This is a genomic window from Pseudomonas sivasensis (assembly GCF_052938085.1).
This window is the reverse complement of record NZ_CP176442.1, coordinates 4,430,460-4,455,966: the sequence shown is the minus strand read 5'-3', so window position 1 is coordinate 4,455,966 and position 25,507 is coordinate 4,430,460. Positions and strand designations below refer to the sequence as shown.

Sequence of the window (25,507 nt, the reverse complement as noted above, 5' to 3'; positions counted from 1 at the left end):
ATTCAAGAAAGACGGTTTTTTGCCAGGGTAAAGTCGGACCGCCTGACAGTGGTCACTTCTTTCTCCCAGAGTGGATTCAGCGGTACGTGATAACCGCTGTCCTTGGCGGTCTTTATCAGTTCTGCCATTTCCCTACTGTCGCGGATGATGCTGATTTCATTGAATCGGCCCAGTTTTGCCGGCAGGAAAAACGTCGCCGGGTAATTGTCGGCCACTTCCGTCGCCGGGCTGCCCGAGTCCGCATTGTGATGAACCACGCGCTCTCCCTCGCCTATCAACGTTTGATTGATGAGTTCTATCATCTGCTCTATTCGCGGTGTCGCATTGCCGAGGTGGGGATTTTCTTTCTGGTAGAAGTGCGCCGCACTTTCAAAGTCTGCGCGTAGCTCTTTCGGAACCTGCTTGTAGCGCTCAACTCGATCCCTGAAGACACGGTGGGCCACGTCCGGCACGGGGAGTTTGTCCTGTGGACCAAAGTCGCTGATGTGGGGCGCGATCATGTGCAGGTCGTAATCGGCGGTCAACGGTTTGCCTTCTGATTGCTTGGCCAGCACTTCGAGGGGCTTGCCCTGATGAGTGATGAGGTAGCTGTCACTTGAAGGCGACGTGCGATGGCCTTCGAATGTATACGACTGTTGACTGGGCCCGCAGGCGCTCAACTGCAATGTGCCGTCAGGTCCATGGGCTGCCAGTTGGGTTATCTGGCCGAGCTTGAGCAGCTCATCAATGCGCTGGCCCGAGAGTTTCACAGGGGTTGCAACTGCATGGCCTTCCTGGATGCACGCCTGGATTTGCTCATTGGCCTTGGCCACTTTGGCCGGCGTTTTTTCAGCAAATTGCTCAAGCTTGCTGAGCGCCTGATCCGTACAGATAAAACCTGCCTGGGGGCCCCAGTTGGCGCTTTTCCCTTTGATATGGAAGTCCTTGGTGGGGTGCCCGGCTTCTATCAGGCCTGTTGCCACGGTTTCGACCGGGCGTACGCCAATGATGGAGTTGGTGATTACCGCGATGCCTTGCAAGGGGGCAAGATGGCTCGTCACGATGCCTGTTTGGTTTTTTACTTGGCCGACCAGATCGGCTGCGGGATCATTCGCGCCCTGGGCACGGTAGCTTTGCAGCGCATGAAGGCTGTGCGCGCAAGGGGAAATCACTGAGGAAATCATGCCTGTCATTGAAGTTTCTCCACGTATGTCTACTGCGAAGTTGAACGATTCCCTCCAAACGCCAGCTCCTTGAATTGTCCGACCGACACTAAGGTGAAAGCGCCCTCAATCGCAGAGAACGAGTGTGACTGTCTGTGTGAAGTTGAACTCGCACAAGTCAGTTAAAACCGCTTACTGCACGGGAGCTCCGCTGTTTCCCATCGCCGGGCCTGGTCGAATTCTCAGAGCGTTCCTACTCGCTCTTACATGCTCTTGCAGGTCGCAGGCATGCCAGACTGTGATGGTTATGTCGTTTCACACACGGGAGGACCCCATGACGATTCGCGCAGTAGTGTTTGATTTCGGCGGTGTGTTGTTCGATTGGAACCCGCAACACCTGTACCGCAAGCTGATTGCCGATGATGATGAGCGGCAATGGTTTCTCGAGAATATCTGCACCCAGGCCTGGAACACCGAGCAGGACGCGGGTCGGCCGCTGGCCGAAGCCACGCACGTCCTGATCAATCAATTCCCGCACCACAAAACCCTGATCACGGCGTACTACGACCGCTGGCATGAAATGCTGCGTGGCCCGTTGCCCGAAGGCGTGGCGATTCTCAGGGCGCTGCATGCAGCCAACATGCCCTTGTTTGGGCTTACCAACTGGTCAGCCGAAACCTTTCCCTATGCCCGTGCCCACTATCCATTCCTGCAGTGTTTTCGCGACATTGTGGTGTCTGGCGAGTTGAAGCTGATCAAGCCCGATCCGGCGATCTACCACGCCAGCCTTAGTCAAGTTCGTGCCCATTTGCCGGATATCCAGCCAGGAGAAGTCGTATTTATCGATGATGTTGCCGGCAATATCGACGCGGCCATCGCCCTCGGCTGGCAAGGCATTCACCATGTGTCAGCCGAACAGACGGCGGCTCGGCTGAGGGAGTTGGGTGTGGGCTTCTAGCGCGCCCATTTCTCCATGGCGAAATCGACAAAGGCGCGCAGCTTTGGCAGGCGATAGCGGTCCTGGCCATACAGCAAGTGCATGGGACGGCTGGGCAGTTGGTAAGTGGTCAGTAATGCCACCAACTTGCTGCTCTGCAGGTCGGGCTGTACCAGGGCGTCGGGCAGCATGACGATGCCCATGCCTTGCACTGCCGCCTGGCGCAGGGCTTGGGAGCTGTTGATGGTCAGCGAACCGGACACCGGGATTTCCACTTCGCCCTCTGCGCCGGTCATGCGCCAGAGCTTGTCGGCATTGCGCCAGTCGTCGGTGGATGGGTAGGCGAAGGCCAGGCAGTCGTGGTGCTGCAGGTCTTCAGGCGTCTGTGGCGTGCCACGCCGTTCCAGGTATTGCGGTGAGGCGCACAGGGTGATGGTGTAGTCCTGCATGGGGCGGGCGATCAGGCTCGACGGCTCCAGTTCGCCCAGGCGGATCGCCACGTCAAAGCCGCTGTCGACCATGTCCATGCGCTGATTGCTGAGTACCACGTACAGTTTGATCAGCGGGTAGCGTTGCGAGAATTCGCTCAAGGCCGGCGCCAGGCGTTCGGTGCCGAAGGCGGGTGGCGCGGTGATGCGCAGGGTGCCTTTGGGAACGTCACTGTGGGCCTGTTCTGCCAATTGTTCGGAGTCGGCGACCAGTCCCAGCACTTCCAGGCAGCGCTGGTAATACTGGCCACCGAATTCCGTCAGGCTCTGCTTGCGCGTGGTGCGCTTGAGCAGGCTGACGCCCAGGCGTTGCTCCAAGGCGCGCAAATGGTTACCGACCATGGTGGTCGACATCCCACAGGCCTGTGCCGCAGCGGTCATGCTGCCGGTTTCCACCACTTTCACGTACACCGACATTGCCTGGAACAGGTCCATTATCAATCCCTGATTTAAAGTCATTGCAGGAAAGCACAGTTTATCCAGCTGAGGTGGCTAACGATACTTCCATCACCACAACCGGAGCCTGCCACCATGACCGCCGCCTGCCTGATGACCACCTACCAACCCTTGGCCTTGAGTTTTACCCGTGGCCTGGGCACACGCCTATGGGATCAGCAGGGCCGTGAATACCTGGACGCGGTAGCGGGTGTGGCGGTGACCAATGTCGGCCACTCCCACCCGAAACTGGTGACGGCTATCAGCGAGCAAGCTGGCCTGTTGCTGCATACCTCCAACCTCTACAGCATTGATTGGCAGCAACGGCTGGCCCAGCGCTTGACGCAACTGTCCGGCCTGGACCGCGTTTTTTTCAACAACTCCGGCGCCGAAGCCAACGAGACCGCGCTGAAACTGGCGCGGTTGCATGGTTGGAAAAAAGGCATCGAAGAGCCGTTGGTGGTGGTCATGGAGAATGCCTTCCACGGCCGCACGCTTGGCACCATGGCCGCCAGTGATGGGCCGTCGGTGCGCCTTGGTTTTCAGCGCTTGCCGGGGGATTTTCTCAAGGTCCGGTTTGGTGATCTGGCGGCCATCGAAGCGCTCACCAAAACGTTTGGTACGCGGATCGCGGCGGTCTTGCTGGAGCCGATCCAGGGCGAAAGCGGCGTGCTGCCGGCGCCGCCGGGTTACCTGCAAGCGCTGCGCGATCACTGCACGCGCCACGGTTGGCTGATGATGCTGGATGAAATCCAGACCGGCATCGGTCGTACCGGCGCCTGGTTTGCTTTCCAGCATGAAGGCATCCTGCCGGACGTGATGACCTTGGCCAAAGGCCTGGGCAACGGTGTGCCCATCGGCGCCTGCCTTGCAAGGGCGGTGGTGGCCCAGTTATTCACGCCGGGCAGCCACGGCAGCACTTTCGGCGGTAACCCGCTGGCGTGTCGCGTGGGCTGCACCGTGTTGGACATTATCGAAGAGCAAGGCCTGTTGCAGAACGCTGCGCAGCAGGGCGAGCGCTTGCTGGCGCGGTTGCGGATGGAATTGGACGAACACCCGCAGGTAATGGCGATTCGCGGGCAAGGCTTGATGATCGGCATCGAGCTGACCAGCCCTTACCGCGAACTGGCCCAGCGCGCTGCCCAGGAGCATGGGCTACTGATTAATGTGACGCGGGGTAAGGTCATTCGCCTGTTGCCGCCGTTGACCCTGGATGCCAAGGAGGTCGAAATGATCGTGCGAGCCATCACCCGTTTATTGGATCAGGCCCATTGAGCCATTCCTGGTTCATTGTCTCTTTATCCCCCAGATACTCCAGCAACCACGCCATGGCCGGGGACAGTTTGTTCTGTGCCCAGGCCACGCACGACGGGCTGGCGGGGAAGGGCCGGGTCAATTGCAGCGCCACCAGTTCACCGCGTTCGATCCACGGCAACACCTGATGCGCTGGCGCCATGCCGACGCACAGACCATCACGCAGGCAATCGATGGCGGACGCCCAGTTCGGCACCACCAGCCGACGTTGGTTATCCAGCGTCCAGGTGTCGCGCTTGGGGAGGTTGCGTGAAGTGTCGGTCATGCACAGTGAAGCGAACGGGCGCAGTTGGTCATCGCTGAGCAGCCCTTGCACCGCCGCCAGTGGATGCTTGGCGCTGACCACACACAACCAGTTCAACAACCCCATGTCGCGAAAGGTGAAGTGACTGGCCACCGGCACCGCGCTGGTGGCGCCGATCACAATGTCGGTGCGCTCATCGGCAAGGGCGTCCCACACGCCGTTGTACACCTCGTATTCCAGCAACAATTCCACCTCGGGGAACTGTCGATAGAAATCCAGCACCAACTGCCGGCAACGCTGGGGCTTGACGATGGAGTCCACGGCCACCTTCAACTGACCGCTCCAACCGTTCGCCACTTGCTGACACAGACGCCGCGTGCCGAGCATCTTTTTCATCACACCTCGGGCTTCGTCTATAAATAGACGGCCCGCCGGGGTCAGCTCTACGTCGCGATGGCGCCGCACAAATAGTGGCACTGCCAACCATTCTTCCAGTTGACGCACCGTGTAGCTGATGGCCGACGGCACGCGGTGCAATTCCTGGGCGGCAGCGCTGAAACTGCCATGGCGTGCCACCGCATCGACTACATCCAGGGAGTATTCAGACCACATGGTGACTGCCTTCAAAATTATTGATAAGAGTGTCCAATTATTATCGCTTCACACAAAATCTGTCAGCCTCATAATGGCCGCCAGTCAGCAAATAGTTTGATGGCAAGATCTACAAGGCTTCAATGAAAAATTCTTTTGGTTTTACCTGGTACCTGGCGGGGCTGAGCATGCTCGGTTATCTGGCCATGGATATGTACTTGCCAGCGTTCGGCGCCATGGGCGAGCAGTTGCAGATTGGCGCTGGCGCGGTGGGGGCCAGCTTGAGTATTTTCCTCGCCGGCTTTGCGCTGGGGCAGTTGCTGTGGGGCCCGTTGTCCGATCGCCTGGGGCGCAAGCCGATCTTGCTCGCAGGCTTGAGTCTGTTTGTGCTGGGCTGCGCCGGAATGTTCTGGGTCGAGACCGCGTCGCAGTTGCTGGCCTTGCGCTTTATGCAGGCCATTGGCGTGTGCTCCGCTGCTGTGAGCTGGCAGGCGCTGGTCATTGACCGCTACCCGGCCGACAAGGCTCACCGGGTGTTCGCCAGCATCATGCCGCTGATGTCGCTGTCGCCTGCCCTGGCGCCGCTGTTGGGCGCGATGGTGCTGAATCACTTCGGTTGGCAGGCGATCTTTGGGGTCTTGCTGGGCGTATCACTGCTGTTGCTGCTGCCGACCTTGTTCCTGCGCAGCGTGCCGAAACGGCAGGCAGAAACTCCGACACGCCTCGGTTATGGGCAGTTGCTCACCTCCCGGGTGTTCACCGGCAACGTGATGATCTTCGCTGCCTGCTCCGCCAGTTTCTTTGCCTGGCTGACGGCTTCGCCGTTCATCCTTGGCGACATGGGCTACAGCCCGAATGACATCGGCCTGAGTTACGTGTTGCCGACACTGGCGTTTCTGGTGGGCGGCTACAGCTGCCGCAGCGCCTTGCAGCGTTTCCAGGGCAAGACGCTGTTGCCTTGGTTACTGGCGGCCTACTGCATCAGCATGGTGGCGCTGTATCTGGTTGCGACCATGACCGTGCCGACCCTCACCACCTTGCTGATTCCGTTCTGTCTGATGGCGTTGGTCAACGGTGCGAGTTATCCGATCGTGGTGGCGAATGCACTGATGCCGTTTGCGGAAAATTCCGGCAAGGCGGCCGCGTTGCAAAACACCTTGCAACTGGGCCTGTGTTTTCTCAGCAGCCTGCTGGTGTCTTCGATGATCGACCAACCGCTGCTGATCACCGTGATCGTGATGCTGGCGACCGCGCCACTTGCGGTGTTGGGCTACTGGCTGGCGCGGCCGAAGCACACGGCTTCGAAGCTGTCGCGCGTTTAGGCTGACAGTGCGATCACTGTGAGAGGGGGCAAGCCCCTCCCACATTTTGACTCGGCTGGGTCAGTGGCTAAAACGTGATCTCCATATTCACCGTCGGTGTTGACGTGCGGCTACCCCGGCCGCCGTCCACACCGAATTTGTTGTGCCAGTACTCGTAACCCACGCCGAGGTACAGGTTCGGCTTTACGCTCTTACCCGGTCGTACCGCCACCATCAACGCGGTGCGCATCAAGGCTTCCGGCGCAGTGTCACGGCCATGGTAGTCCTCGCCTTTTTCCCCGACGTAATTGATAAAACCCTGGAATTTTGCCGCGTGGTTGGCTATTTCGAATGGGCGCATCCAAGTCAGGTTAAGCATGTAGGTGTCGTCGAAGGTGTGGTTCGACTCCTGCGCGCCGGTGATGCCGGTGTGATTCTTTTCCTTGTAGTACATCAGGCTCAGGTCCAGCACGCCCACGGTGTTGAACTTCAAGGTCGGGCCGAGCACCAGCGCACGCTTTTTGGCCGAGGCGAAGTTGTTGTTGCGGTTGGCATCAAAGCCCAAGGTCAGCGCGTAATCCTTGATCAGCCCGGTGCCCAGCGGCACATCAAATACGCGTGAGGCGTACAGCTGATGCCGATACACGGCGTACACCTCGCTGCCACCGTGATCAGTGCCCTTGCGCGGGTCGCGGCTGTCGGACAGGAACACATCCAGGTTCAGGAAATTGCTGCCGTACTGGTAGCCGCTGGCGTGGGTGAAGCTGTAGATGCGCTTGCTGAATTCATCGGGGTTGTTCGGGTCGGTGAACTGCTGGCCGTAGCGAAAGCCTACGCTGTTGTTCATCCATTCCACCGCGACAGCCTCCCCGCCGCCGAGAAGGGTGAGTGCAACGGTGGCGCCCTGTAATACCTTTTTCATGGTCCTGGTCCTTTGGCGTTCTGGCTCATCACGGCCGGATTGTTTTTGTAACGCCGGCGGAGGGTATCTTGTTCGATTGATTGTATACAACTCTATGGACATCTAGTCCTAACATTGCATACAGTGGCCGCACAACAAAAACAGAGAACCCCTCACCATGACTATCCCGAAGGCGTCACCGCAGCGGCCAGAAGATGAGAATCTCGGCGTCGCCGCCAACATGGCTTACGGCCTGCAGCATGTGCTCACCATGTACGGCGGCATCGTCGCGGTACCGTTGATCGTCGGTCAGGCGGCCGGGTTGTCACCGGCAGATATTGGTCTGCTGATCGCCGCGTCGCTGTTCGCTGGTGGCTTGGCCACCCTGTTGCAAACCCTTGGCCTGCCGTTCTTTGGCTGTCAGTTGCCGCTGGTGCAGGGCGTGTCATTTGCCGGTGTGGCAACGATGGTGGCGATTGTCGGCAGCGACGGCGCTGGCGGGGTGCCGGCGATTCTTGGGGCGGTGATGGCCGCGTCGTTTATCGGGCTACTGATCACGCCAGTGTTCTCGCGGATTACCAAGTTCTTCCCGCCATTGGTGACTGGCATCGTGATCACCACCATCGGCCTGACGCTGATGCCCGTGGCGGCGCGCTGGGCCATGGGCGGTAACAGCCGCGCTGCGGATTTCGGCAGCATGCCCAATATCGGCCTGGCGGCGTTGACCTTGGTATTGGTGCTGCTATTGAGCAAGATTGGCAGCGCAACCATCTCGCGCCTGTCGATCCTGCTGGCGATGGTCATCGGCACGGTGATTGCGGTGTTCCTCGGCATGGCGGACTTTTCCGGCGTGACCCAGGGCCCGATGTTTGGTTTCCCTACGCCCTTCCATTTCGGCATGCCGACCTTCCACATCGCGGCGATCATTTCCATGTGCATCGTGGTGATGGTGACCCTGGTGGAAACCTCGGCCGACATTTTGGCCGTGGGCGAAATCATCGACACCAAAGTCGACTCCAAACGCCTCGGTAATGGCCTGCGCGCCGACATGCTGTCGAGTATGTTCGCGCCGATCTTCGGTTCGTTCACCCAGAGTGCGTTCGCCCAGAACGTCGGCCTGGTGGCGGTGACCGGGGTGAAGAGTCGCTTCGTGGTTGCCACCGGTGGCCTGTTCCTGGTGATCCTCGGCCTGCTGCCATTCATGGGGCGGGTGATCGCCGCGGTGCCCACCTCGGTGCTGGGCGGTGCCGGGATTGTGCTGTTCGGCACCGTGGCGGCCAGTGGTATTCGCACGCTGTCGAAAGTGGATTACCGCAACAACATGAACCTGATCATCGTCGCCACCTCCATCGGTTTTGGCATGATTCCGATTGCAGCGCCGAGTTTCTACGATCAATTCCCTAGCTGGTTTGCGACCATTTTCCACTCGGGCATCAGCTCGTCGGCGATCATGGCGATCCTGCTGAACCTGGCGTTTAACCACTTCACGGCGGGTAATTCGGATCAGCAGTCGGTGTTCGTGGCGGGGACCGAGCGCAGTTTGTGCTTCCACGATGTCGCGGCGCTGCGGGATGGAGATTACTTCAGGGGCGGCAAGTTGTTTGATGCCGAGGGCAAGGAGATTCCATTGGTAGCGGAGGTGCCAAGGAAAGCTGCCCACGCTGAAACCACAGAGGTCTAAAAATGTGGGAGGGGGCTTGCTCCCGATAGCGATGGGTCAGTCACAAAAACAGTGGCTGACACACAGCGATCGGGAGCAAGCCCCCTCCCACATTTGGAACTCAACCAGCCTTGCGAACGGGGTGCGGCACTGAACAGGCCTCATCCAAAAACTTCACCACGGTCCCCATGCAGGCCTGGCGTTCTTCTACGTGGGGCATGTGGCTGGAGTCTTCGAACAGCGCCCAGCGTACATCCGCGATCTCATCCAGAAACGGCTTGACCACCAGTGGGGTGGCCTCGTCATGTCGGCCCGAGATCACCAGGGTCGGCACCTTGATCGCCGAGAGGCGGCCAATGGATTTCCAGTCCTTCAGACTGCCGATCACGTGGAACTCGGTCGGGCCGCTCATGGCGTGATAAACCGTAGGGTCTGAATCGACCTGGGCGAAAGTGCGCGCCACTTCCTCCGGCCAGGGGTTCACGCGGCATACGTGCTGGTCATAGAACACCCGCGAGGCGGCGAGGTATTCCGGGTCCTGATAGGTGCCAGCGGCTTCGTGCTTGAGCAGGGTTTCGTGCACGCCTTCCGGCAGCAATTGGCGCAGGCGATTGGCCTCGCTGACCCAAGTGCGCATGCAGGTCGGGGAGTTGGCCGGGATGAACGCGCGCAAACCCTTGGGTTGCAAGATTGCATGTTCACTGCCGAGCATGCCGCCCCAGGACTGGCCGAGGATCGCGTAGTTGTCGCTGATCTGCAGGTGATCCAGCAGGTTATCCAGTTCTTTGAGGAACAAGTCGACGGTCCAGAAGGACGGATCTTTCTCAGGCAAATGCGTGGAGCGGCCATTGCCCAGTTGGTCGTAGTGGATGACCGCGTGGCCGCTGGCTGCGACGTCCTTGAAGGCGTCGACATAATCATGGGTACAGCCGGGGCCGCCGTGGATGACGACCAGTGGTGTACGGCCGCTGGACAGGTCGCCAGTGACGCGATACCAGGTCTGGTAGGCGCCAAAGGCCGCATACCCTTCGCGAATTTTTTCGATGAATTCCATTTCGTACCCTGCTCTGAAAAAAGGCCCAGGGACACGATAGTCTGCGCGCGAAATTTAGGTAACTAGCAAAACAGCTAGGTTTTGCCGATGGATCAGTCTTCCAGCAGGCGGTAATGGGTAGCCCGAACCACCGCCTGGACTCGGTTTTTGGCGCCCAGCTTGTGCATCGCCGAAGCCAGGTGCAGCGTGACCACCGCCAGCGAACGGCTCAACTGCGTGGCGATTTCAGCAGCGGTCAGGCCTTCGGCGGCCCATTTCAGGCACTCGCGTTCGCGTTTGGTCAGGTGAATATGGGGGTAGGTGCGCAGTTCCTTGCTGAACAGCGGGTAGGCTGCTTCCTGCAACGCATGGGAAATCACACTGAAATCCGACAAAGTTTGCTGCGCGTCCTGCAACACCGTGTGCGCGCTACCGATACGCAGGCCGGTCAGCGAAGCAAAGCCACCACGGGGCAGGTGGATCGGTACGCTGACGCCGCAGGTCAGCTGCTGATCATGCAGGTAGGATGAAACCGGCGCGTGGCACGGATCGATGATTTTTTGCAATGGGGTGTCGGCCTTGGCTTCGTAGGACCATACGAACGGCGATACCGTGCTCAGGGCCAGGTGTTGCACCGGGTCGATCTGGTAAAACCCTTTGCTGCACCATAATGCGTGCCAGTCGGGTGGTGTATTGCGCAGTTCCAGCACCGAGGGGGTGATCAATGCGCCGTCCTGGTCGATCGGCACGGGGGAGTAGTCGTACACCAGCGCATCGAAGCCTAACTGTTGAGCGAGGATAAACGCGTTGTCCATCTGCTCATCCAGGCTCCTGCCCGGCATCAGACGATTGTTGAAGGCAGTCAGCTTGGTCAGCATCCGTTCTGCTCCCGAATTCATTTGAATCTCGACATGCGGCAAGTAGAATGCCACGCCCCGGCGAAGGACTGCCAGGCCAAACCTATAAGAACTACTAGGTTATGGACGCGCGGCATCCTCGGTAGTGTTGGCCTGACAAGCGGCCGCTACTCGCCAGGCCGATACAACACAAGGAATGTATGCATGTGGCGTGAAATTGCCCCCGACCAGCAGTACAACGTGCAAGTCGACGGCCATAACCTCGTGGTCTACAGCTTTGGCGAAGGCGATGAGGTGCTGTTGTGCCTCAACGGCGGGCCAGGCCTGCCGTGTGACTACTTGCGCGACGCCCATGGCTGGCTCAAAGAGCATAACCTGCGAGTGGTTGCATTCGACCAGCTTGGAACGGGGGCATCAGCCAGACCGACCGATGTTTCCCTGTGGGAAATACGCCGTTATGTCGAAGAAGTCGAATCCGTGCGCCAGGCACTGGGGCTGGGCCGTGTGCACTTGCTCGGGCATTCATGGGGCGGCTGGCTGGGCATTGAATACGCCATCCATTATCCCGACGCGCTGAAAAGCCTGATCCTGGAAAACACTGTCGGCGACATTCCGCACCTGTCCCAGGAGCTGGAGCGCCTGCGCGGCGCCTTAGGCAGCGAAACCGTGGCCATGATGCAGCGCCATGAAGCCATGGGCACTCTCGATCACCCGCAGTACCAGGCCGCGATCACCTTGCTCAACTATCGCCACGTGTGCCGTCTGGACGAATGGCCCGAGCCGGTCAAACGCTCCCTCGGCGACTGGAACATGGGCCCCTACGAAACCATGCAGGGCCCTAACGAATTCCTCTATGTCGGCAACCTCAAGGACTGGAACCGCATCCCCGAGATGGCCGATTTCAAGATGCCGATCTTGATCACCACCGGCCAGCACGACGAACTCACCCCGGCCTGTGCCATGCGCATGAAGATGGCGGCCAGACACGCCGAACTGCACGTATTCCCCAACAGCAGCCATATGCCGTTCTACGAAGAACCCCAGGCGTATTTCCCGGTGCTGCTGGACTTTCTTGCTCGCCACCGAGGCTGACGGATGAACTTGGCGCGCTACCGTTTTGTGCTGTCCCGGCCGCTGCAATTGCTGCCGGTGCTGTTTGGCATCAGCCTGATTACCTTTGTGCTGGTGCGCTCGATCCCCGGCGACCCGGCGCGTGCGTTGCTCGGCTCGCGCAGCACACCGGACGCGTTGCTGAAAATCCGCGCCCAGTACGGCCTCGATCAGCCGTTGTGGCTGCAATATTTCTATTTTCTGAAGAACCTCCTGAAGGGCGACCTCGGTCAATCGCTGCTGTACAAGGTCGACGCGCTGAAGCTGATCGTCACCCGTATCGAGCCGACCCTGGTGCTGGTACTCGGCAGCGTGGTGCTGGCGCTGCTGATCGCGGTGCCCCTGGCAACCTGGGCTGCGCGCAATAAAGGCGGCTGGGCCGACAACCTGATCCGCGTATTCACCACGGTGGGCCTGGGCATGCCGGCGTTCTGGCTGGGCTTGATGCTGATCCTGCTGCTGAGTGTGAAATGGGGCTTGTTCCCGGTGTCCGGCTACGGTCGCACCTGGCTGGACAAGGCACACCATATGGTCCTGCCGTGCCTGACTATTGCCCTGGCGCTGTCGGCAGTACTGGTGCGCAACCTGCGGGCGAGCATGTTGATGGAGTTGCAGGCGGACCATGTTACCGCCGCCCGTGCGCGCGGACTGTCCGAAGCCGCCGTGTTTCGCCGCCATGTGTTGCCCAATTCCCTGGTGCCAGCGGTCAACCTGCTGGCAGTGAATATTGGCTGGCTGATCAGCGGCACAGTGGTCATCGAAAGCCTGTTCGCCATTCCTGGCATTGGTCAGTTATTGGTGCGCGGCATTTTTACCCGCGACTACATGGTGGTGCAGGGCGTGGCCATGGTGTTGGCCTGCGCGACGGTGGTGGTCAACTTCATCGCGGATGTGGCGACGGTGGCCCTCGACCCGCGGGTGAAAATGCAATGAGCAGCCGCACGCTGATTGCCCCATGGCGCTTGCGCCTGCGCTTTGGTTTTCGCAATGGCCGGCTGACGGCCGCGTGGGGGCTATTGATACTGTTGGTGTGGTTGACCCTTGCGCTGTTTGCGCCATGGATCGCGCCTTTTGATCCGATTGCACAGAACACCGATATCAGTTTGATCGGTCCCAGCCTGGCCCATCCATTCGGCACCGATAACTACGGTCGTGACATTCTGTCCAGGGTCATCTGGGGCGCACGTATTGACCTGCAGTTGGCCATCATCGGGGTCATTTTCCCCTTCATGATCGGCACCTTTATGGGCGCGGTCTCGGGTTACATCGGCGGTCGTTTCGACAGTTTCTGCATGCGTGTGATCGATGTGATCCTGGCGTTCCCGTTCCTGGTGCTGATGCTGGCGATCATGGCCATCCTCGGCCCGGGCCTGAAGAGCTTTTACATCGCCATGGCGCTGGTGGGTTGGGTCTCGTATGCGAGGCTGATCCGTTCGCAGATCCTGGTGCTCAAGGAAAGCGACTTTGCCCTGGCCGCCAAGAGCCTGGGTTTTGGTCACGGGCGCATCCTGTTCCGGCATTTGCTGCCGAATGCGATGTTTGGCTCGATTGTGTTTTCCATGTCCGATGCGGTGCTGGTGCTGCTCAACGGTGCCGCCGTGAGCTACCTGGGCCTTGGGGTGCAACCGCCGACAGCCGAATGGGGGACGATGGTCGCCGAAGGGCAGGCGTTTATTACCACGGCCTGGTGGATCTGCACCTTTCCGGGGTTAGCCATCGTGACCCTAGCCATGGGTTTCAGCCTGTTGGCTGATGGTGTGGCGCAAGTGTTAGGGGATCGGTCATGAGTCTGCTTCAGGTACGAGACCTCAGCGTAATCGCCAATAACGCGGGGCGCGATGTCACCTTGGTCGACCGCGTCTCCTTCGACCTGGCCGAAGGCGAAATCCTTGGTTTGGTGGGCGAAAGCGGCTCGGGCAAGACCATGGCCTGCCGAGGCCTGATGCGGCTGCTGCCGTCGCCTGATCTGCGCGTGCAGGGCGGTGCCGTGTGCCTGGCCGGTCAGGATCTGCTGTCACTGGATGACGCGGGCATGCGTGCGATACGCGGCGGGCAATTGGGCATGATTTTCCAGAACCCCAGCAGCCACCTCGACCCGCTGATGCGCATCGGCGAGCAGATCGCCGAGGGTATTCGCCTGCACCAGGGCGCGTCGAAAAAAGACGCCCGACGACACGCCGTCGACGTACTGCGCCAAGTGGGTATTCCCGATCCACAGGCGCGCGTCGACAACTATCCTCACGAGTTTTCCGGCGGCATGCGCCAGCGCGCCATGATCGCCGTGGCCTTGGCCTGCAACCCAAGGGTACTGATCGCCGACGAGCCGACCACCGCCCTGGATGTAACCGTCCAGGCGCAAATCCTGCGTCTGTTGTTGGACCTGCGCGACCAGCGTGGCTTGTCGATCATCATGATCACCCACGACTTGGGCGTGGTGGCGCAAACCTGCGATTCCATCGCGGTGATGTACGCGGGGCGCCTGTGCGAACACGGCAGTAAGTACGACCTGCTGGCCCATCCGCAACATCCGTACACCGCTGGCCTGATTGACTGCCAGCCGGCCCACAGCAGTGGCCACGCCTTGTTGCGCACCATTCCCGGCCAGCCGCCGTTGCTGGATGCCTTGCCCGGCGGCTGCCGCTTCAATCCGCGCTGCCCGCAGGTCGGTGCCTTATGTACCGAGGTGCTGCCAGAAGGTGCCCGCGTAGCCTGTCACTATCCGCTGGGAGCGCGACCATGAGCCTGTTGCAGATCAAGGACCTGGAGGTGCGCTTTGCGGCGTCCGGCAGCGGTTTTTTTGGCCTGAACACGCAGTGGGTGAGGGCGGTGAACGGTGTGTCGCTGAACCTGGCGGCCGGCGAAACCCTCGGGTTGGTGGGCGAGTCCGGCAGCGGTAAAAGCACCCTTGGCCGGGCGATCCTGCGCCTCAACCCGATCAGCGCCGGGCAGGTGTTGTTCGATGGCATCGACATGGCCCATGGCAGCGCGATCGACATCGCGCGTTTGCGCCATGAAACGGCGATGATCTTTCAGGATCCCTACGCCGCGTTGAACCCGCGCCAGACCATCGGCGAAACCATCGCCGAGGTGCTTCGGGTGCAGCGCAAAGTCCCGGCAGAGCGCATCCCGGCGCGCGTCAACGAACTGCTTGAGCTGGTCGGCTTGCGCCCCGAACTGGCCAGTCGAAAACCCGGCTCCCTCAGTGGCGGTCAATGCCAGCGCGTCGGCATTGCTCGCGCTTTGGCGGTGGAGCCGCGCCTGATCATCGCCGATGAGTGCGTGGCGGCGCTGGATGTGTCGATCCAGGGGCAGATCATCAATCTGCTGTTGGAACTGCAACAGCGCATGAACCTGGCCATCCTGTTTATCGCCCATGACTTGGCCATCGTGCGGCGCCTGTGCGACCGCGTGGCGGTGATGTACTTGGGCAAGATCGTCGAGGAAGGGCCCGTTGAGGCAGTGTTCAGCGCGCCGCGTCATCCCTATACGGCGGCGTTGATCCAGGCGATTCCGGAGATCGATCCGCATCGGCCATTGCCTGCAGAACCTTTGCCCGGTGAGCCACCGAGCCCACTGAATTTGCCCACCGGCTGTGCCTTTCATCCACGTTGCCGGTATGCGCGAGCCATGTGTTCCGTGGCGTCGCCGCCTACTCATTTCCTGCACGAGCATCGATACAGTTGCGTGCTTGAATCACCTTTGGTTTGACCCTTTCCTGCCATTCATGAACAAGGAGTTATGACATGCAATCCCGTCACTTGAAGTTGCTCGCCGCCGCTACGCTTACGGCTTGGTCGCTGACCGCTGGGTTGGCCCAGGCCGCTGGCGTCCTGACTATTGGCTGCCGTGAAGACAGCACCACGTTCGACCCGATCAAAAGCGCGCAAAACCGCGACACCTGGGTGTTCGCCAACGTCTACGACACCCTGGTGCGCGTGGATAACCTGGGCACCAAGATGGAACCGGGCCTGGCCGAAAGCTGGGAGATTTCCAAGGATGGCCTGACTTACACCTTCAAACTGCGCGATGCGAAATTCTCTGACGGCTCGCCGATCACCGCTGAAGATGCGGCGTTCAGCCTGCTGCGCATCCGCGATAACAAAGCCTCGCTGTGGGCGGACCCTTTCAACCTGATCAACACGGCCAACGCCGCTGACCCGAAAACCCTGGTCGTCACCTTGAAGACGCCTGCCGTGGCGTTCCTCTCGCAACTGGCTTCCCCGACGGTTTCGATCCTGTCGGAAAAAGCCATGACCAAGATGGGCGAAGACGCCTACTCGGAAAACCCGGTGACATCCGGCGCGTTTACCGTGGAGGAGTGGCGCAAGGGCGATCGGGTGATCCTGAAGAAGAACCCGAACTTCTGGCAGGCCAAGAATGTGAGCCTGGATGGCGTGGAGTGGGTCTCGGTGACCGACGACAACACGCGCATGCGCATGGTGCAGAACAACGAGCTGGACACGGCGATCTTCGTGCCGTTCTCCCGGGTTGAAGAGCTGAAGAAAGACAAGAACGTGGTGATCCACGCCGACCCTTCCACCCGTGAAGATCACCTGTTGATCAACCACGCCCATGGCCTGCTGGCCAAGCCGGAAGTCCGTCAGGCGCTGGACATGGCCATCGACAAACAATCGCTGGTCAAGACCGCCACCTACGGTCAGGGCACCGTGGCCTATTCCTACATTCCAAAAGGTTCGCTGTACCACTACGCCAACAACCTGCAACGCCCGTACGACCCGGCCGAAGCCAAGAAATTACTGGCTGCTGCCGGTGCCAAGGACTTGAAGCTGAACTATGTGGTCAACGCCGGCAATGAGGCTGACGAGCAGATCGCGGTGATCATCAAGGACCAGTTGGCCAAAGTCGGCGTCACCGCCAACCTGCAGAAGGTAGACCCGACTCAAAGCTGGCAGATGCTGGTGGACGGTGAGTACGATATTTCCGTGATGTACTGGACCAACGACATCCTCGACCCGGACCAGAAGACCACCTTTGTGCTGGGCCACGACACCAACCAGAACTACATGACCCGCTACAAGAACGACAAGGTCAAGGACCTGGTGGCTGCGGCGCGGATTGAGGCGGACCCGGTCAAGCGTGAGCAGATGTATGTCGAGCTGCAAAAACTGGCGAAACAGGATGTGAACTGGATCGACTTGTACTACAGCCCCTACATCAACATCTCACGCAAGAACGTGAGCAATTTCCTGCAAAACCCGCTGGGGCGCTTCACCCTTGAGGAAGTGGTGAAGAACTAAGTAAACCCAATGTGGGGCGAGACCTGTGATGAGCGGGCTTGCCCCGCGCGGGGCTGCGAAGCAGCCCCCAGTACAGCCAGCGCGATCTGACAGAGAGATCGCGCTGGCAGGTTTTGGGGCCGCTTCGCAGCCCGGCGCGGGGCAAGCCCGCTCACTACAAAAGCCAACTCACACAGCGAGTTGGGTGTCAGATGTTACTGCGCATCAAACGCCTGCCCATTGATGCCGGCACTGTCCGGCCCCATCAGGTACAGGTACACCGGCATGATCTCTTCCGGCGCCGGCCTTTCCATCGGGTTCTCCCCCGGATACGCCTGGGCCCGCATGCTGGTACGAGTGCCGCCAGGGTTGATGCTGTTGGCCCGCACCGCTGCCACATCTTCAAGCTCATCCGCCAAGGTCTGCATCAAGCCTTCAGTGGCAAACTTCGACACCCCATAAGCGCCCCAATACGCGCGGCCCTTGCGGCCTACGCTGCTGGAGGTGAACACCACCGACGCATCCTGGGACAGCTTGAGCAGCGGCAACAAGGTGCTGGTGAGCATGAACATTGCGTTGACGTTGATGTGCATCACCCGCATGAAGTTCTCACCGGAGAGCTGCTCGATGGGCGTGCGCGGGCCGATGATCGAGGCGTTGTGCAGCAGGCCGTCGAGGTGGCCGAATTCTTTTTCGATCATGGCTGCCAGCTCATCGTATTGATGGGGCAGGGCGGTCTCCAGGTTGAATGGGATCACCACTGGCTGCGGGTTGCCGGCCGCTTCGATTTCGTCGTAGACCTGGGCCAGATTGGCTTCGGTTTTGCCTAACAACAGCACGGTAGCGCCATGGGCGGCATAGGTTTTTGCCGCCGCCGCGCCAATCCCGCGACCGGCGCCGGTCACCAGGATGACCCGGTCTTTGAGCAGTTCTGGACGTGCAGAGTAATCAAACATAAAAAGCCTCGACAGAATTCAGCAGGTTACAAACAGCGAGCTGGAAAACACTGAAGATCCCCTGTGGGAGGGGCTTGCCCCCGATACTGGTGTATCAGTCAGCAAATGCAGTGACTGACACACTGCAATCGGGGGCAAGTCGAATCGTCGAACCGCCCCTCCCACATTTGGATCGTTATCAATCACTAAGGCCGGTGAGCCATTAGCAACTGCACAGTGCGTTATCCAGCACCTTGCGCAGTTCCAGTGGGTGATCCACCACTACATCTGCGCCCCAGTGGCGTGGGTTGTCGTCCGGGTGGATATAGCCGTAGCTGACCGCCGCCGTGCGCGTGCCGGCATCGCGGCCGGACTCGATGTCGCGCAGGTCATCGCCCACGAACAACACGCTGGCCGGGTCCAGGCCGAGCATCTTGCACGCCAGGATCATCGGTTCCGGGTCTGGCTTGCTGTTTGTCACGTGGTCCGGGCAGATCAGCAGGGCCGAACGCTCGGCCAGGCCCAACTGCTGCATGATTGGTTCGGCGAAGCGCAACGGCTTGTTGGTGACGACGCCCCAGACCAGCTTGGCCTTCTCGATGTCTTCCAGAAGCTCGGCCATGCCGTCGAACAGCTTGCTGTGCACCGCGCAGTCCTTCAGGTAGCGCTCCAGGAATTCCTGGCGTAGTTCCTCAAAGCCCGGTGACTCCGGGTCCATCGAGAAAGTCACGGCGACCATCGCCCGCGCACCGCCGGAAATTTCATCGCGAATATGCTGCGGGTTGATCGGCGCCAGGTCGCGGTCGGCGCGCATGGCCTGGCAGATGGCGATGAAGTCCGGCGCGGTGTCCAGCAAGGTACCGTCCATATCGAAGAGAACCGCTCGCAACTTCACAGGCTTACTCCTCGCGCAGGGTCTGGATCATGTAGTTGACGTCAACGTCGCTGGCCAGTTTGTAGTGCTTGGTCAGCGGGTTGTAGGTCAGGCCGATGATGTCCTTGACGGTCAGCCCGGCCTGGCGGCTCCAGGCGCCCAGCTCGGACGGGCGGATGAATTTCTTGAAGTCATGGGTGCCGCGCGGCAGCAGCTTCATGATGTATTCGGCGCCAATGATCGCGAACAGGTAGGCCTTGGGGTTGCGGTTGATGGTGGAGAAGAACACCTGGCCGCCGGGCTTGACCATGCGGAAGCAGGCGCGGATCACCGAGGAGGGATCCGGTACGTGCTCAAGCATCTCAAGGCAGGTGACCACGTCGAACTGCTCGGGCATCTCTTCAGCCAGGTCTTCGGCTGTGATCTGGCGGTATTCCACGTTCACGCCGGACTCCAGCTGGTGCAGTTGTGCCACGGCCAGCGGCGCTTCACCCATGTCGATCCCCATCACCGTGGCGCCGCGCTGGGCCATGGCTTCGCTGAGGATGCCGCCGCCGCAGCCGACGTCCAGCACCTTCTTGCCGGCCAGGTTGACGCGTTCGTCAATCCAGTTGACCCGCAGCGGGTTGATGTCGTGGAGGGGTTTGAACTCGCTTTCGCGGTCCCACCAGCGGTGGGCCAAGGCTTCAAACTTGGCGATTTCTGCGTGGTCGACGTTGCTCATGGTGAATCCTCTAAATCTGATAAATCGGTTTGTCGGTCCTGAACACTCAGGTTCAGAGCCAGCGTTATTCGGTGTGCCCGCTGATGCGTTTTCCCCAGGCAATGGCCGTGGCGGTCAACTGTTGTTCATCCATGCGGGTGAGTTGCCGATCGTCGAGCAACTGCTTGCCGGCGACCCAAAGGTGTTTCACGCAATCGCGCCCGGTGGCATATATAAGCTGTGAGACCGGATCGTAGATCGGTTGTTGCGCCAGCCCTGTGAGATCGAAGGCGACCATATCCGCCGCCTTGCCCACTTCCAGGGAGCCAATCTCGCTTTCCAGGCCCATGGCCCGCGCACCGTTGAGCGTAGCCATACGCAATGCACGGTGCGCGTCCAGCGCGGTGGCCGAGCCGGCGACGGCCTTGGCCAGCATCGCAGCGGTGCGGGTTTCGCCCAACAGGTCCAGGTCATTGTTGCTGGCAGCGCCATCGGTGCCGATGGCCACATTGACCCCAGCCTGCCACAGACGCTCCACCGGGCAGAAGCCGCTGGCCAGTTTAAGGTTGGATTCCGGGCAATGGATAACGCTGGTGTTGCTTTCTACCAGCAAAGCCAGGTCGTCCTCGCTGATTTGAGTCATATGAACGGCCTGGAAGCGCGGCCCCAGTAATCCGAGGCGGCCCAAGCGTGCCAGCGGGCGTTCGCCGGTCTGTTCGACGGCTTGCTGCACCTCGAAGGCGGTTTCGTGCACGTGCATATGGATCGCGGCGTCCAGCTCTTCGGCGATCACCCGAATCTTTTCAAGGTTGGCATCGCACACGGTATAGGGCGCGTGGGGGCCGAACGTAATCTTGATGCGCGGGTGGTGCTTGAGGTCGCCGAACAGCTCGATGCCCTGGCGGATCGCCTCATCGGCGGTACTGGCGCCGGGAATCGGGAAGTCGAGGATCGGAATCGCGATCTGTGCACGCATGCCGCTGTTGTGCACGCAATCGCTGGCGACCTTGGGGTAGAAGTACATGTCGGAGAAGCAAGTGATGCCGCCCTTGAGTTGCTCGGCGATGGCCAGGTCGGTGCCATCACGCACGAAGGCTTCATCGACCCACTTGGCTTCGGCGGGCCAGATGTGTTTTTCCAGCCAGGTCATCAAGGGCAGGTCATCGGCCAGGCCGCGAAACAGGCTCATCGCCGCGTGCCCGTGGGCGTTGATCAGGCCTGGGCTGAGCAGCATCCCCGGCAGTTCGCGCACCTCAGTGGCTGACAGCTTCAAGGCAGCGGCCCGCGGCCCGATAAAGGCAATGCGCCCATCCCGGATGCCCACGCCATGTTCCTTGAGCACCACGCCAGCAGGTTCGACAGGTACCAGCCAGGTTGGCAGTAGCAGTAAGTCGAGCGGGGCGGCAGTGGAGGTCATCGCAGGCTTCTTCCCGGGCAGCTATAAAAGAAGCGCGAAGTATACCCGAGCGTCCTGGCTGGCGGATCGCTATAATCGGCGGCTTTTGTTCATGAGTGCGGAGTAAGGGATGCGCGACCGACTGTTGGCAGCGGAGAAAGTGAAGGCCATCGATTGGCGTGATGGCACGCTGCACCTGCTCGATCAGCGTGCCTTGCCGTCCCAGGAAAACTGGGTGGCCTGCTCCACGGTCGACGACGTGGCTGCCGCCATTCGCGCCATGGTGGTGCGTGGTGCGCCGGCCATCGGTATCAGTGCGGCCTATGGCTTGGTACTGGCCGCCCGTGATCGTATGGCCGAGGGCGAAGACTGGCAGGCTGCGTGGGAGGAAGATTACGCGCTGCTGGCCGATACTCGTCCCACAGCGTCGAACCTGTTCTGGGCCCTCAAGCGCATGCGCGATCGCCTGGATCGCATCAAGATGCACGCCGATCCGCTGGCAGTCCTGGAAGCAGAGGCCATCGCGATCCATGAAAGTGACCGCGAAGCCAACCTTGTGATGGCGCAGTTGGGCGTTGAGCGGATTCGCAAGCACCAGGGTAACGCCCAGGCGATCCTAACCCATGGCAATGCCGGCGCGTTGGCGACGGGCGGTGTCGGCACGGCCCTCGGGGTTGTGCGTGCGGCCTTCTTGGAAGGCTTGGTTGAACACGTCTATGCCAATGAAACCCGGCCCTGGCTGCAAGGTTCGCGGCTGACGGCCTGGGAATTGGCGGGCGAGGGCATCCCTGTCACGGTCAATGCCGACTCGGCGGGCGCGCATATCCTCAAGACCAAAGGCGTGACCTGGGTGATCGTCGGGGCTGACTGTATTGCGGCCAATGGAGATGTGGTCAGCACGATCGGCACATACCAGTTGGCGGTGTGTGCCATGCATCACGGCGTGCGGTTTATGGTGGTGGCACCGAGTTCGACCTTGGATCTGATGATGGCCACTGGCGAAGATGTTGCGTTGGAAGAGCGCGATCCCGGTGAGCTGCTGGAGGTCAACGGGAAGCGCCTGGAGGTTAATGCGTTTAACCCGGTATTTGATGTGACTCCGGCCGACCTGATTGATGTGATTGTGACTGAGAAGGGCGTGGTTGAGCGGCCGGATACGGCGAAATTGGCCAAGCTGATGTGCCGTAAGCGGTTGCATTGAGGGTTGCGGTGTCTGTGAAATGGCTACCGGGGGCAAGCCCCTCCCACACTTGAATGGCGAACACAGTCAAAATGTATGAGGGGGCTTGCCCCCGATTGGCCCTGAAAGTCAATAAAACCCTCGGATCCGCCCTCAAAAAAAAGCACCACCCCATCTCTGAGCCCCTCTCGTCCCCCTCAAGCCTGTCATCCGTCAAATTACTAGTCTCCATGCGCATCAGGGGGATAGGTGCGTGGCGGCGATTGTGATAACATCCGGCGGTTTCCAGGGCCGCCCCGAGGGGTTGCCTATAACGTGCAGATCCGTGTCATAACTCGTTGATTTGTCGTAAGTCGTTGTCAGGCACTCTGTCGGCAGCGGCGAGCTTCGTTCGTCCCATATGGATGTGACGAGGTTTCACCCGAAAAAGGAATCAGGCTTCTCATGGGCGAACTGGCCAAAGAAATCCTCCCGGTCAATATCGAAGACGAGCTGAAACAGTCCTACCTCGACTACGCGATGAGCGTAATTGTCGGTCGGGCACTGCCTGATGCGCGCGATGGCTTGAAGCCCGTGCACCGGCGTGTGCTGTTCGCGATGAGCGAGCTGGGTAACGACTGGAACAAGCCGTACAAGAAATCTGCCCGTGTTGTCGGTGACGTGATCGGTAAGTATCACCCTCACGGCGACACTGCGGTGTACGACACCATCGTACGTATGGCCCAGCCGTTTTCCCTGCGCTACCTGCTGGTAGACGGCCAGGGTAACTTCGGTTCCGTCGACGGCGACAACGCCGCTGCCATGCGATACACCGAAGTGCGCATGACCAAGCTGGCGCATGAGCTGCTGGCTGACCTGCACAAAGAAACCGTGGACTGGGTGCCGAACTACGACGGCACCGAAATGATCCCGGCTGTCATGCCTACCCGGATCCCCAACCTGCTGGTCAACGGTTCCAGCGGTATCGCCGTGGGCATGGCGACCAACATCCCGCCGCACAACCTCGGTGAAGTCATCGACGGTTGCCTGGCCCTCATCGACAACCCTGAGCTGACCGTCGATGAGTTGATGCAGTACATCCCGGGTCCGGACTTCCCGACCGCCGCGATCATCAACGGTCGCGCCGGCATCATCGAAGCCTACCGCACCGGCCGTGGCCGCATTTACATGCGCGCCCGCTCGATGATCGAAGACATCGACAAGGTCGGTGGCCGTCAGCAAATCGTCATCACCGAGCTCCCTTACCAGTTGAACAAGGCGCGTCTGATCGAAAAGATCGCCGAGCTGGTTAAAGAGAAGAAACTCGAAGGCATCACTGAGCTGCGCGACGAATCCGACAAAGACGGTATGCGCGTAGTGATCGAGCTGCGTCGTGGCGAAGTGCCTGAGGTGATCCTCAACAACCTCTATGCCCAGACCCAGCTGCAAAGCGTGTTTGGTATCAACGTGGTTGCCCTGATCGACGGCCGCCCGCGCATCCTGAACCTCAAGGATCTGCTGGAAGCCTTCGTGCGTCACCGTCGCGAAGTAGTGACCCGCCGTACCGTATTCGAACTGCGCAAGGCCCGCGAGCGTGGCCACATTCTGGAAGGCCAGGCGGTTGCGCTGTCGAACATCGACCCGGTTATCGCCCTGATCAAAGCCTCGCCGACACCATCGGAAGCGAAAGAAGCGCTGATCAAGATGCCGTGGGAATCCAGCGCCGTCGTGGCGATGGTTGAACGTGCCGGTGCTGACTCGTGCCGCCCGGAGACACTGGACCCGCAATACGGTCTGCGTGACGGCAAGTACTTCCTGTCGCCGGAACAGGCCCAGGCTATCCTGGAACTGCGCCTGCACCGTCTGACCGGCCTTGAGCACGAGAAGCTGCTGGCCGAGTACCAGGAAATTCTCAACCAGATCGGCGAGTTGATCCGCATCCTCAACAGCGCCGTGCGCCTGATGGAAGTGATCCGCGAAGAACTGGAAGTAATCCGCGCCGAATACGGCGACGTGCGCCGCACCGAAATCCTCGATGCCCGTCTTGATCTGACCCTGGGTGACATGATCCCGGAAGAAGAGCGCGTGGTTACGATCTCCCACGGCGGCTATGCCAAGACCCAGCCATTGGCTGCGTACCAGGCCCAGCGTCGCGGCGGTAAAGGTAAATCGGCTACTGGCGTGAAGGATGAGGACTACATCGCTCACCTGCTGGTCGCCAACAGCCACACCACGCTGCTGCTGTTCTCCAGCAAGGGCAAGGTGTACTGGCTCAAAACCTACGAAATTCCGGAAGCGTCCCGCGCCGCCCGTGGTCGTCCGCTGGTCAACCTGCTGCCACTGGACAGTGATGAATACATCACCACCATGCTGCCGGTAGACGAATACACCGAAGGTCACTTCATCTTCATGGCAACTGCCAAAGGCACCGTGAAGAAGACCCCGCTCGAATCCTTCAGCCGCCAGCGCAGCGTGGGCCTGATCGCCCTGGAGCTGGACGAAGGCGACGTATTGATCAGCGCGGCCATCACCGATGGCGAGCGTGAAGTCATGCTGTTCTCCGACGGCGGCAAGGTTACGCGCTTCAAGGAATCCGACGTTCGCGCCATGGGCCGTACCGCCCGCGGTGTGCGCGGCATGCGTCTGCCGGAAGGGCAGAAGCTGATTTCGATGCTGATCCCGGAAGAAGGCAGCCAGATCCTCACCGCTTCGGCGCGTGGTTATGGCAAGCGTACGGCCATCGGCGAGTTCCCGGAGTACAAACGTGGTGGCCAGGGCGTTATTGCCATGGTCAGCAACGATCGCAACGGCCGTCTGGTCGGCGCGGTACAGGTGCTCGACGGCGAGGAGATCATGCTTATTTCCGACCAGGGCACCCTGGTACGTACCCGTGTGGCTGAAGTGTCGAGCCTGGGTCGCAACACCCAAGGCGTGACGCTCATCAAGCTGGCCAGCGACGAGACACTGGTAGGCCTGGAGCGTGTCCAGGAACCATCGGAAGTTGAAGGCGAAGAGCTGGACGAGGCCGATGCCGAGTTCGCAGGTGAGGTCATGGCGAGTGGCGATGATATCGTCGACGAGCCAACCCTCGATGCTGCCGCAGACGAAGAAGAACCGCAGGAATAAGCGGACACAAAGGGGGCGGATGAAGATTCGCCCCCTTGTTGTTTGTCCCTTGTGAAATATTGAA

The 25,507-nt window shown here is 60.2% G+C and carries 22 protein-coding genes; 12 read left to right on the top strand and 10 right to left on the bottom strand.

The window, feature by feature from the left end; translation table 11 throughout:
- Window positions 1–2: 2 nt before the first annotated feature.
- Window positions 3–1,172 (bottom strand): anthrax toxin-like adenylyl cyclase domain-containing protein, encoded by a 1,170-nt coding sequence (locus ACKZ62_RS20480; RefSeq protein ID WP_447095734.1) that lies wholly within the window; start codon window positions 1,170–1,172, stop codon window positions 3–5.
- 304 nt (window positions 1,173–1,476) lie between these two features.
- Between ACKZ62_RS20480 and ACKZ62_RS20475 the strand changes: the two genes are divergently transcribed.
- Entirely contained in the window at window positions 1,477–2,100 is a 624-nt protein-coding gene (locus ACKZ62_RS20475) for an HAD family hydrolase (protein WP_095184180.1), read from the top strand.
- On the opposite strand, the gene ACKZ62_RS20470 is transcribed toward ACKZ62_RS20475, so the two are convergent.
- A complete protein-coding gene (locus ACKZ62_RS20470) occupies window positions 2,097–3,002 on the bottom strand; it encodes a LysR family transcriptional regulator (protein ID WP_122764941.1) in 906 nt (301 codons plus the stop codon). The two genes, ACKZ62_RS20475 and ACKZ62_RS20470, sit on opposite strands and share 4 nt — an antisense overlap.
- 96 nt (window positions 3,003–3,098) lie before the next feature.
- On the opposite strand from ACKZ62_RS20470, the gene ACKZ62_RS20465 reads away from it, so the two are divergent.
- Window positions 3,099–4,277, top strand: a complete 1,179-nt coding sequence (locus ACKZ62_RS20465; RefSeq protein WP_447095733.1) for an acetylornithine transaminase — start codon at window positions 3,099–3,101, stop codon at window positions 4,275–4,277.
- Here ACKZ62_RS20465 and punR read toward each other — a convergent pair.
- Window positions 4,249–5,172 carry a DNA-binding transcriptional activator PunR gene (gene punR, locus ACKZ62_RS20460; RefSeq protein ID WP_095184183.1) on the bottom strand — a complete coding sequence of 308 codons (924 nt, stop codon included), beginning with the start codon at window positions 5,170–5,172 and terminating at the stop codon, window positions 4,249–4,251. The genes ACKZ62_RS20465 and punR overlap by 29 nt on opposite strands.
- 122 nt (window positions 5,173–5,294) lie before the next feature.
- On the opposite strand from punR, the gene punC reads away from it, so the two are divergent.
- A complete protein-coding gene (gene punC / locus ACKZ62_RS20455; RefSeq protein WP_032888880.1) occupies window positions 5,295–6,473 on the top strand; it encodes a purine nucleoside transporter PunC in 1,179 nt (392 codons plus the stop codon).
- Window positions 6,474–6,540: 67 nt separating this feature from the next.
- On the opposite strand, the gene ACKZ62_RS20450 is transcribed toward punC, so the two are convergent.
- Entirely contained in the window at window positions 6,541–7,374 is an 834-nt protein-coding gene (locus ACKZ62_RS20450; protein WP_447095732.1) for a nucleoside-binding protein, read from the bottom strand.
- Window positions 7,375–7,531: 157 nt separating this feature from the next.
- Here ACKZ62_RS20450 and ACKZ62_RS20445 point away from each other — a divergent pair, with 157 nt between their 5' ends.
- A complete protein-coding gene (locus tag ACKZ62_RS20445; protein ID WP_032888883.1) occupies window positions 7,532–9,034 on the top strand; it encodes a nucleobase:cation symporter-2 family protein in 1,503 nt (500 codons plus the stop codon).
- Between the two features lie 100 nt (window positions 9,035–9,134).
- Here the strand turns inward: ACKZ62_RS20445 and ACKZ62_RS20440 are convergent, their stop codons facing one another.
- Together ACKZ62_RS20440 and ACKZ62_RS20435 are read right to left on the bottom strand one after the other, a co-directional pair.
- On the bottom strand, window positions 9,135–10,067 hold the full coding sequence (locus ACKZ62_RS20440; RefSeq protein WP_032888886.1) for a proline iminopeptidase-family hydrolase: 933 nt from the start codon (window positions 10,065–10,067) through the stop codon (window positions 9,135–9,137).
- A gap of 92 nt (window positions 10,068–10,159) precedes the next feature.
- Window positions 10,160–10,924 (bottom strand): LuxR family transcriptional regulator, encoded by a 765-nt coding sequence (locus tag ACKZ62_RS20435; RefSeq protein ID WP_032888888.1) that lies wholly within the window; start codon window positions 10,922–10,924, stop codon window positions 10,160–10,162.
- A gap of 183 nt (window positions 10,925–11,107) precedes the next feature.
- Here ACKZ62_RS20435 and ACKZ62_RS20430 point away from each other — a divergent pair, with 183 nt between their 5' ends.
- From ACKZ62_RS20430 to ACKZ62_RS20405, 6 genes are read left to right on the top strand one after another with little or no spacing between them, the layout of a single operon-like run.
- Entirely contained in the window at window positions 11,108–11,995 is an 888-nt protein-coding gene (locus tag ACKZ62_RS20430; protein WP_095184185.1) for a proline iminopeptidase-family hydrolase, read from the top strand.
- Between the two features lie 3 nt (window positions 11,996–11,998).
- Window positions 11,999–12,946, top strand: a complete 948-nt coding sequence (locus ACKZ62_RS20425; RefSeq protein ID WP_032888892.1) for an ABC transporter permease — start codon at window positions 11,999–12,001, stop codon at window positions 12,944–12,946.
- Window positions 12,943–13,800 carry an ABC transporter permease gene (locus ACKZ62_RS20420; RefSeq protein ID WP_447095731.1) on the top strand — a complete coding sequence of 286 codons (858 nt, stop codon included), beginning with the start codon at window positions 12,943–12,945 and terminating at the stop codon, window positions 13,798–13,800. Before ACKZ62_RS20425 ends, ACKZ62_RS20420 begins: the two co-directional genes overlap by 4 nt.
- Window positions 13,797–14,753 carry an ABC transporter ATP-binding protein gene (locus ACKZ62_RS20415; RefSeq protein WP_447095730.1) on the top strand — a complete coding sequence of 319 codons (957 nt, stop codon included), beginning with the start codon at window positions 13,797–13,799 and terminating at the stop codon, window positions 14,751–14,753. Before ACKZ62_RS20420 ends, ACKZ62_RS20415 begins: the two co-directional genes overlap by 4 nt.
- Window positions 14,750–15,721, top strand: a complete 972-nt coding sequence (locus ACKZ62_RS20410; RefSeq protein ID WP_447095729.1) for an ABC transporter ATP-binding protein — start codon at window positions 14,750–14,752, stop codon at window positions 15,719–15,721. Before ACKZ62_RS20415 ends, ACKZ62_RS20410 begins: the two co-directional genes overlap by 4 nt.
- Window positions 15,722–15,756: 35 nt before the next feature.
- Window positions 15,757–17,271 (top strand): ABC transporter substrate-binding protein, encoded by a 1,515-nt coding sequence (locus ACKZ62_RS20405; protein ID WP_095184187.1) that lies wholly within the window; start codon window positions 15,757–15,759, stop codon window positions 17,269–17,271.
- Between the two features lie 194 nt (window positions 17,272–17,465).
- Here the strand turns inward: ACKZ62_RS20405 and ACKZ62_RS20400 are convergent, their stop codons facing one another.
- The 4 genes from ACKZ62_RS20400 to ACKZ62_RS20385 all read right to left on the bottom strand — a co-directional run bounded on the left by ACKZ62_RS20400 (window position 17,466) and on the right by ACKZ62_RS20385 (window position 21,179).
- Window positions 17,466–18,206 carry a YciK family oxidoreductase gene (locus tag ACKZ62_RS20400; protein WP_032888901.1) on the bottom strand — a complete coding sequence of 247 codons (741 nt, stop codon included), beginning with the start codon at window positions 18,204–18,206 and terminating at the stop codon, window positions 17,466–17,468.
- A gap of 202 nt (window positions 18,207–18,408) precedes the next feature.
- A complete protein-coding gene (gene mupP / locus ACKZ62_RS20395) occupies window positions 18,409–19,080 on the bottom strand; it encodes an N-acetylmuramic acid 6-phosphate phosphatase MupP (protein WP_032888903.1) in 672 nt (223 codons plus the stop codon).
- A gap of 4 nt (window positions 19,081–19,084) precedes the next feature.
- The gene (ubiG, locus tag ACKZ62_RS20390) at window positions 19,085–19,783 is read right to left on the bottom strand and encodes a bifunctional 2-polyprenyl-6-hydroxyphenol methylase/3-demethylubiquinol 3-O-methyltransferase UbiG (RefSeq protein ID WP_017734479.1); all 699 of its coding nucleotides are present in this window, start codon (window positions 19,781–19,783) and stop codon (window positions 19,085–19,087) included.
- A 64-nt stretch (window positions 19,784–19,847) separates the two neighbouring features.
- Window positions 19,848–21,179, bottom strand: coding sequence for a TRZ/ATZ family hydrolase (locus ACKZ62_RS20385; protein ID WP_099601429.1), 1,332 nt, complete (start codon window positions 21,177–21,179; stop codon window positions 19,848–19,850).
- 109 nt (window positions 21,180–21,288) lie between these two features.
- Here ACKZ62_RS20385 and mtnA point away from each other — a divergent pair, with 109 nt between their 5' ends.
- Both mtnA and gyrA read left to right on the top strand, forming a co-directional pair.
- Window positions 21,289–22,359: an S-methyl-5-thioribose-1-phosphate isomerase gene (gene mtnA, locus ACKZ62_RS20380; protein WP_099601430.1), complete on the top strand. Its 1,071-nt coding sequence runs from the start codon at window positions 21,289–21,291 to the stop codon at window positions 22,357–22,359.
- Between the two features lie 423 nt (window positions 22,360–22,782).
- Entirely contained in the window at window positions 22,783–25,443 is a 2,661-nt protein-coding gene (gene gyrA / locus ACKZ62_RS20375) for a DNA gyrase subunit A (protein ID WP_095184190.1), read from the top strand.
- Window positions 25,444–25,507 lie beyond the last annotated feature (64 nt).

Coding starts and splice junctions, on each gene's coding strand:
- ACKZ62_RS20420 (WP_447095731.1), top strand. CDS start 12,943: ATGAGCAGCCGCACGCTGATTGCCCCATGGCGCTTGCGCCTGCGCTTT.
- punR (WP_095184183.1), bottom strand. CDS start 5,172: ATGTGGTCTGAATACTCCCTGGATGTAGTCGATGCGGTGGCACGCCAT.
- ACKZ62_RS20410 (WP_447095729.1), top strand. CDS start 14,750: ATGAGCCTGTTGCAGATCAAGGACCTGGAGGTGCGCTTTGCGGCGTCC.
- ACKZ62_RS20465 (WP_447095733.1), top strand. CDS start 3,099: ATGACCGCCGCCTGCCTGATGACCACCTACCAACCCTTGGCCTTGAGT.
- gyrA (WP_095184190.1), top strand. CDS start 22,783: ATGGGCGAACTGGCCAAAGAAATCCTCCCGGTCAATATCGAAGACGAG.
- ACKZ62_RS20405 (WP_095184187.1), top strand. CDS start 15,757: ATGCAATCCCGTCACTTGAAGTTGCTCGCCGCCGCTACGCTTACGGCT.
- punC (WP_032888880.1), top strand. CDS start 5,295: ATGAAAAATTCTTTTGGTTTTACCTGGTACCTGGCGGGGCTGAGCATG.
- ACKZ62_RS20440 (WP_032888886.1), bottom strand. CDS start 10,067: ATGGAATTCATCGAAAAAATTCGCGAAGGGTATGCGGCCTTTGGCGCC.
- ACKZ62_RS20385 (WP_099601429.1), bottom strand. CDS start 21,179: ATGACCTCCACTGCCGCCCCGCTCGACTTACTGCTACTGCCAACCTGG.
- ACKZ62_RS20435 (WP_032888888.1), bottom strand. CDS start 10,924: ATGCTGACCAAGCTGACTGCCTTCAACAATCGTCTGATGCCGGGCAGG.
- ACKZ62_RS20450 (WP_447095732.1), bottom strand. CDS start 7,374: ATGAAAAAGGTATTACAGGGCGCCACCGTTGCACTCACCCTTCTCGGC.
- mtnA (WP_099601430.1), top strand. CDS start 21,289: ATGCGCGACCGACTGTTGGCAGCGGAGAAAGTGAAGGCCATCGATTGG.
- ACKZ62_RS20430 (WP_095184185.1), top strand. CDS start 11,108: ATGTGGCGTGAAATTGCCCCCGACCAGCAGTACAACGTGCAAGTCGAC.
- ACKZ62_RS20425 (WP_032888892.1), top strand. CDS start 11,999: ATGAACTTGGCGCGCTACCGTTTTGTGCTGTCCCGGCCGCTGCAATTG.
- ubiG (WP_017734479.1), bottom strand. CDS start 19,783: ATGAGCAACGTCGACCACGCAGAAATCGCCAAGTTTGAAGCCTTGGCC.
- ACKZ62_RS20415 (WP_447095730.1), top strand. CDS start 13,797: ATGAGTCTGCTTCAGGTACGAGACCTCAGCGTAATCGCCAATAACGCG.
- ACKZ62_RS20475 (WP_095184180.1), top strand. CDS start 1,477: ATGACGATTCGCGCAGTAGTGTTTGATTTCGGCGGTGTGTTGTTCGAT.
- ACKZ62_RS20445 (WP_032888883.1), top strand. CDS start 7,532: ATGACTATCCCGAAGGCGTCACCGCAGCGGCCAGAAGATGAGAATCTC.
- ACKZ62_RS20480 (WP_447095734.1), bottom strand. CDS start 1,172: ATGACAGGCATGATTTCCTCAGTGATTTCCCCTTGCGCGCACAGCCTT.
- ACKZ62_RS20400 (WP_032888901.1), bottom strand. CDS start 18,206: ATGTTTGATTACTCTGCACGTCCAGAACTGCTCAAAGACCGGGTCATC.
- ACKZ62_RS20470 (WP_122764941.1), bottom strand. CDS start 3,002: ATGGACCTGTTCCAGGCAATGTCGGTGTACGTGAAAGTGGTGGAAACC.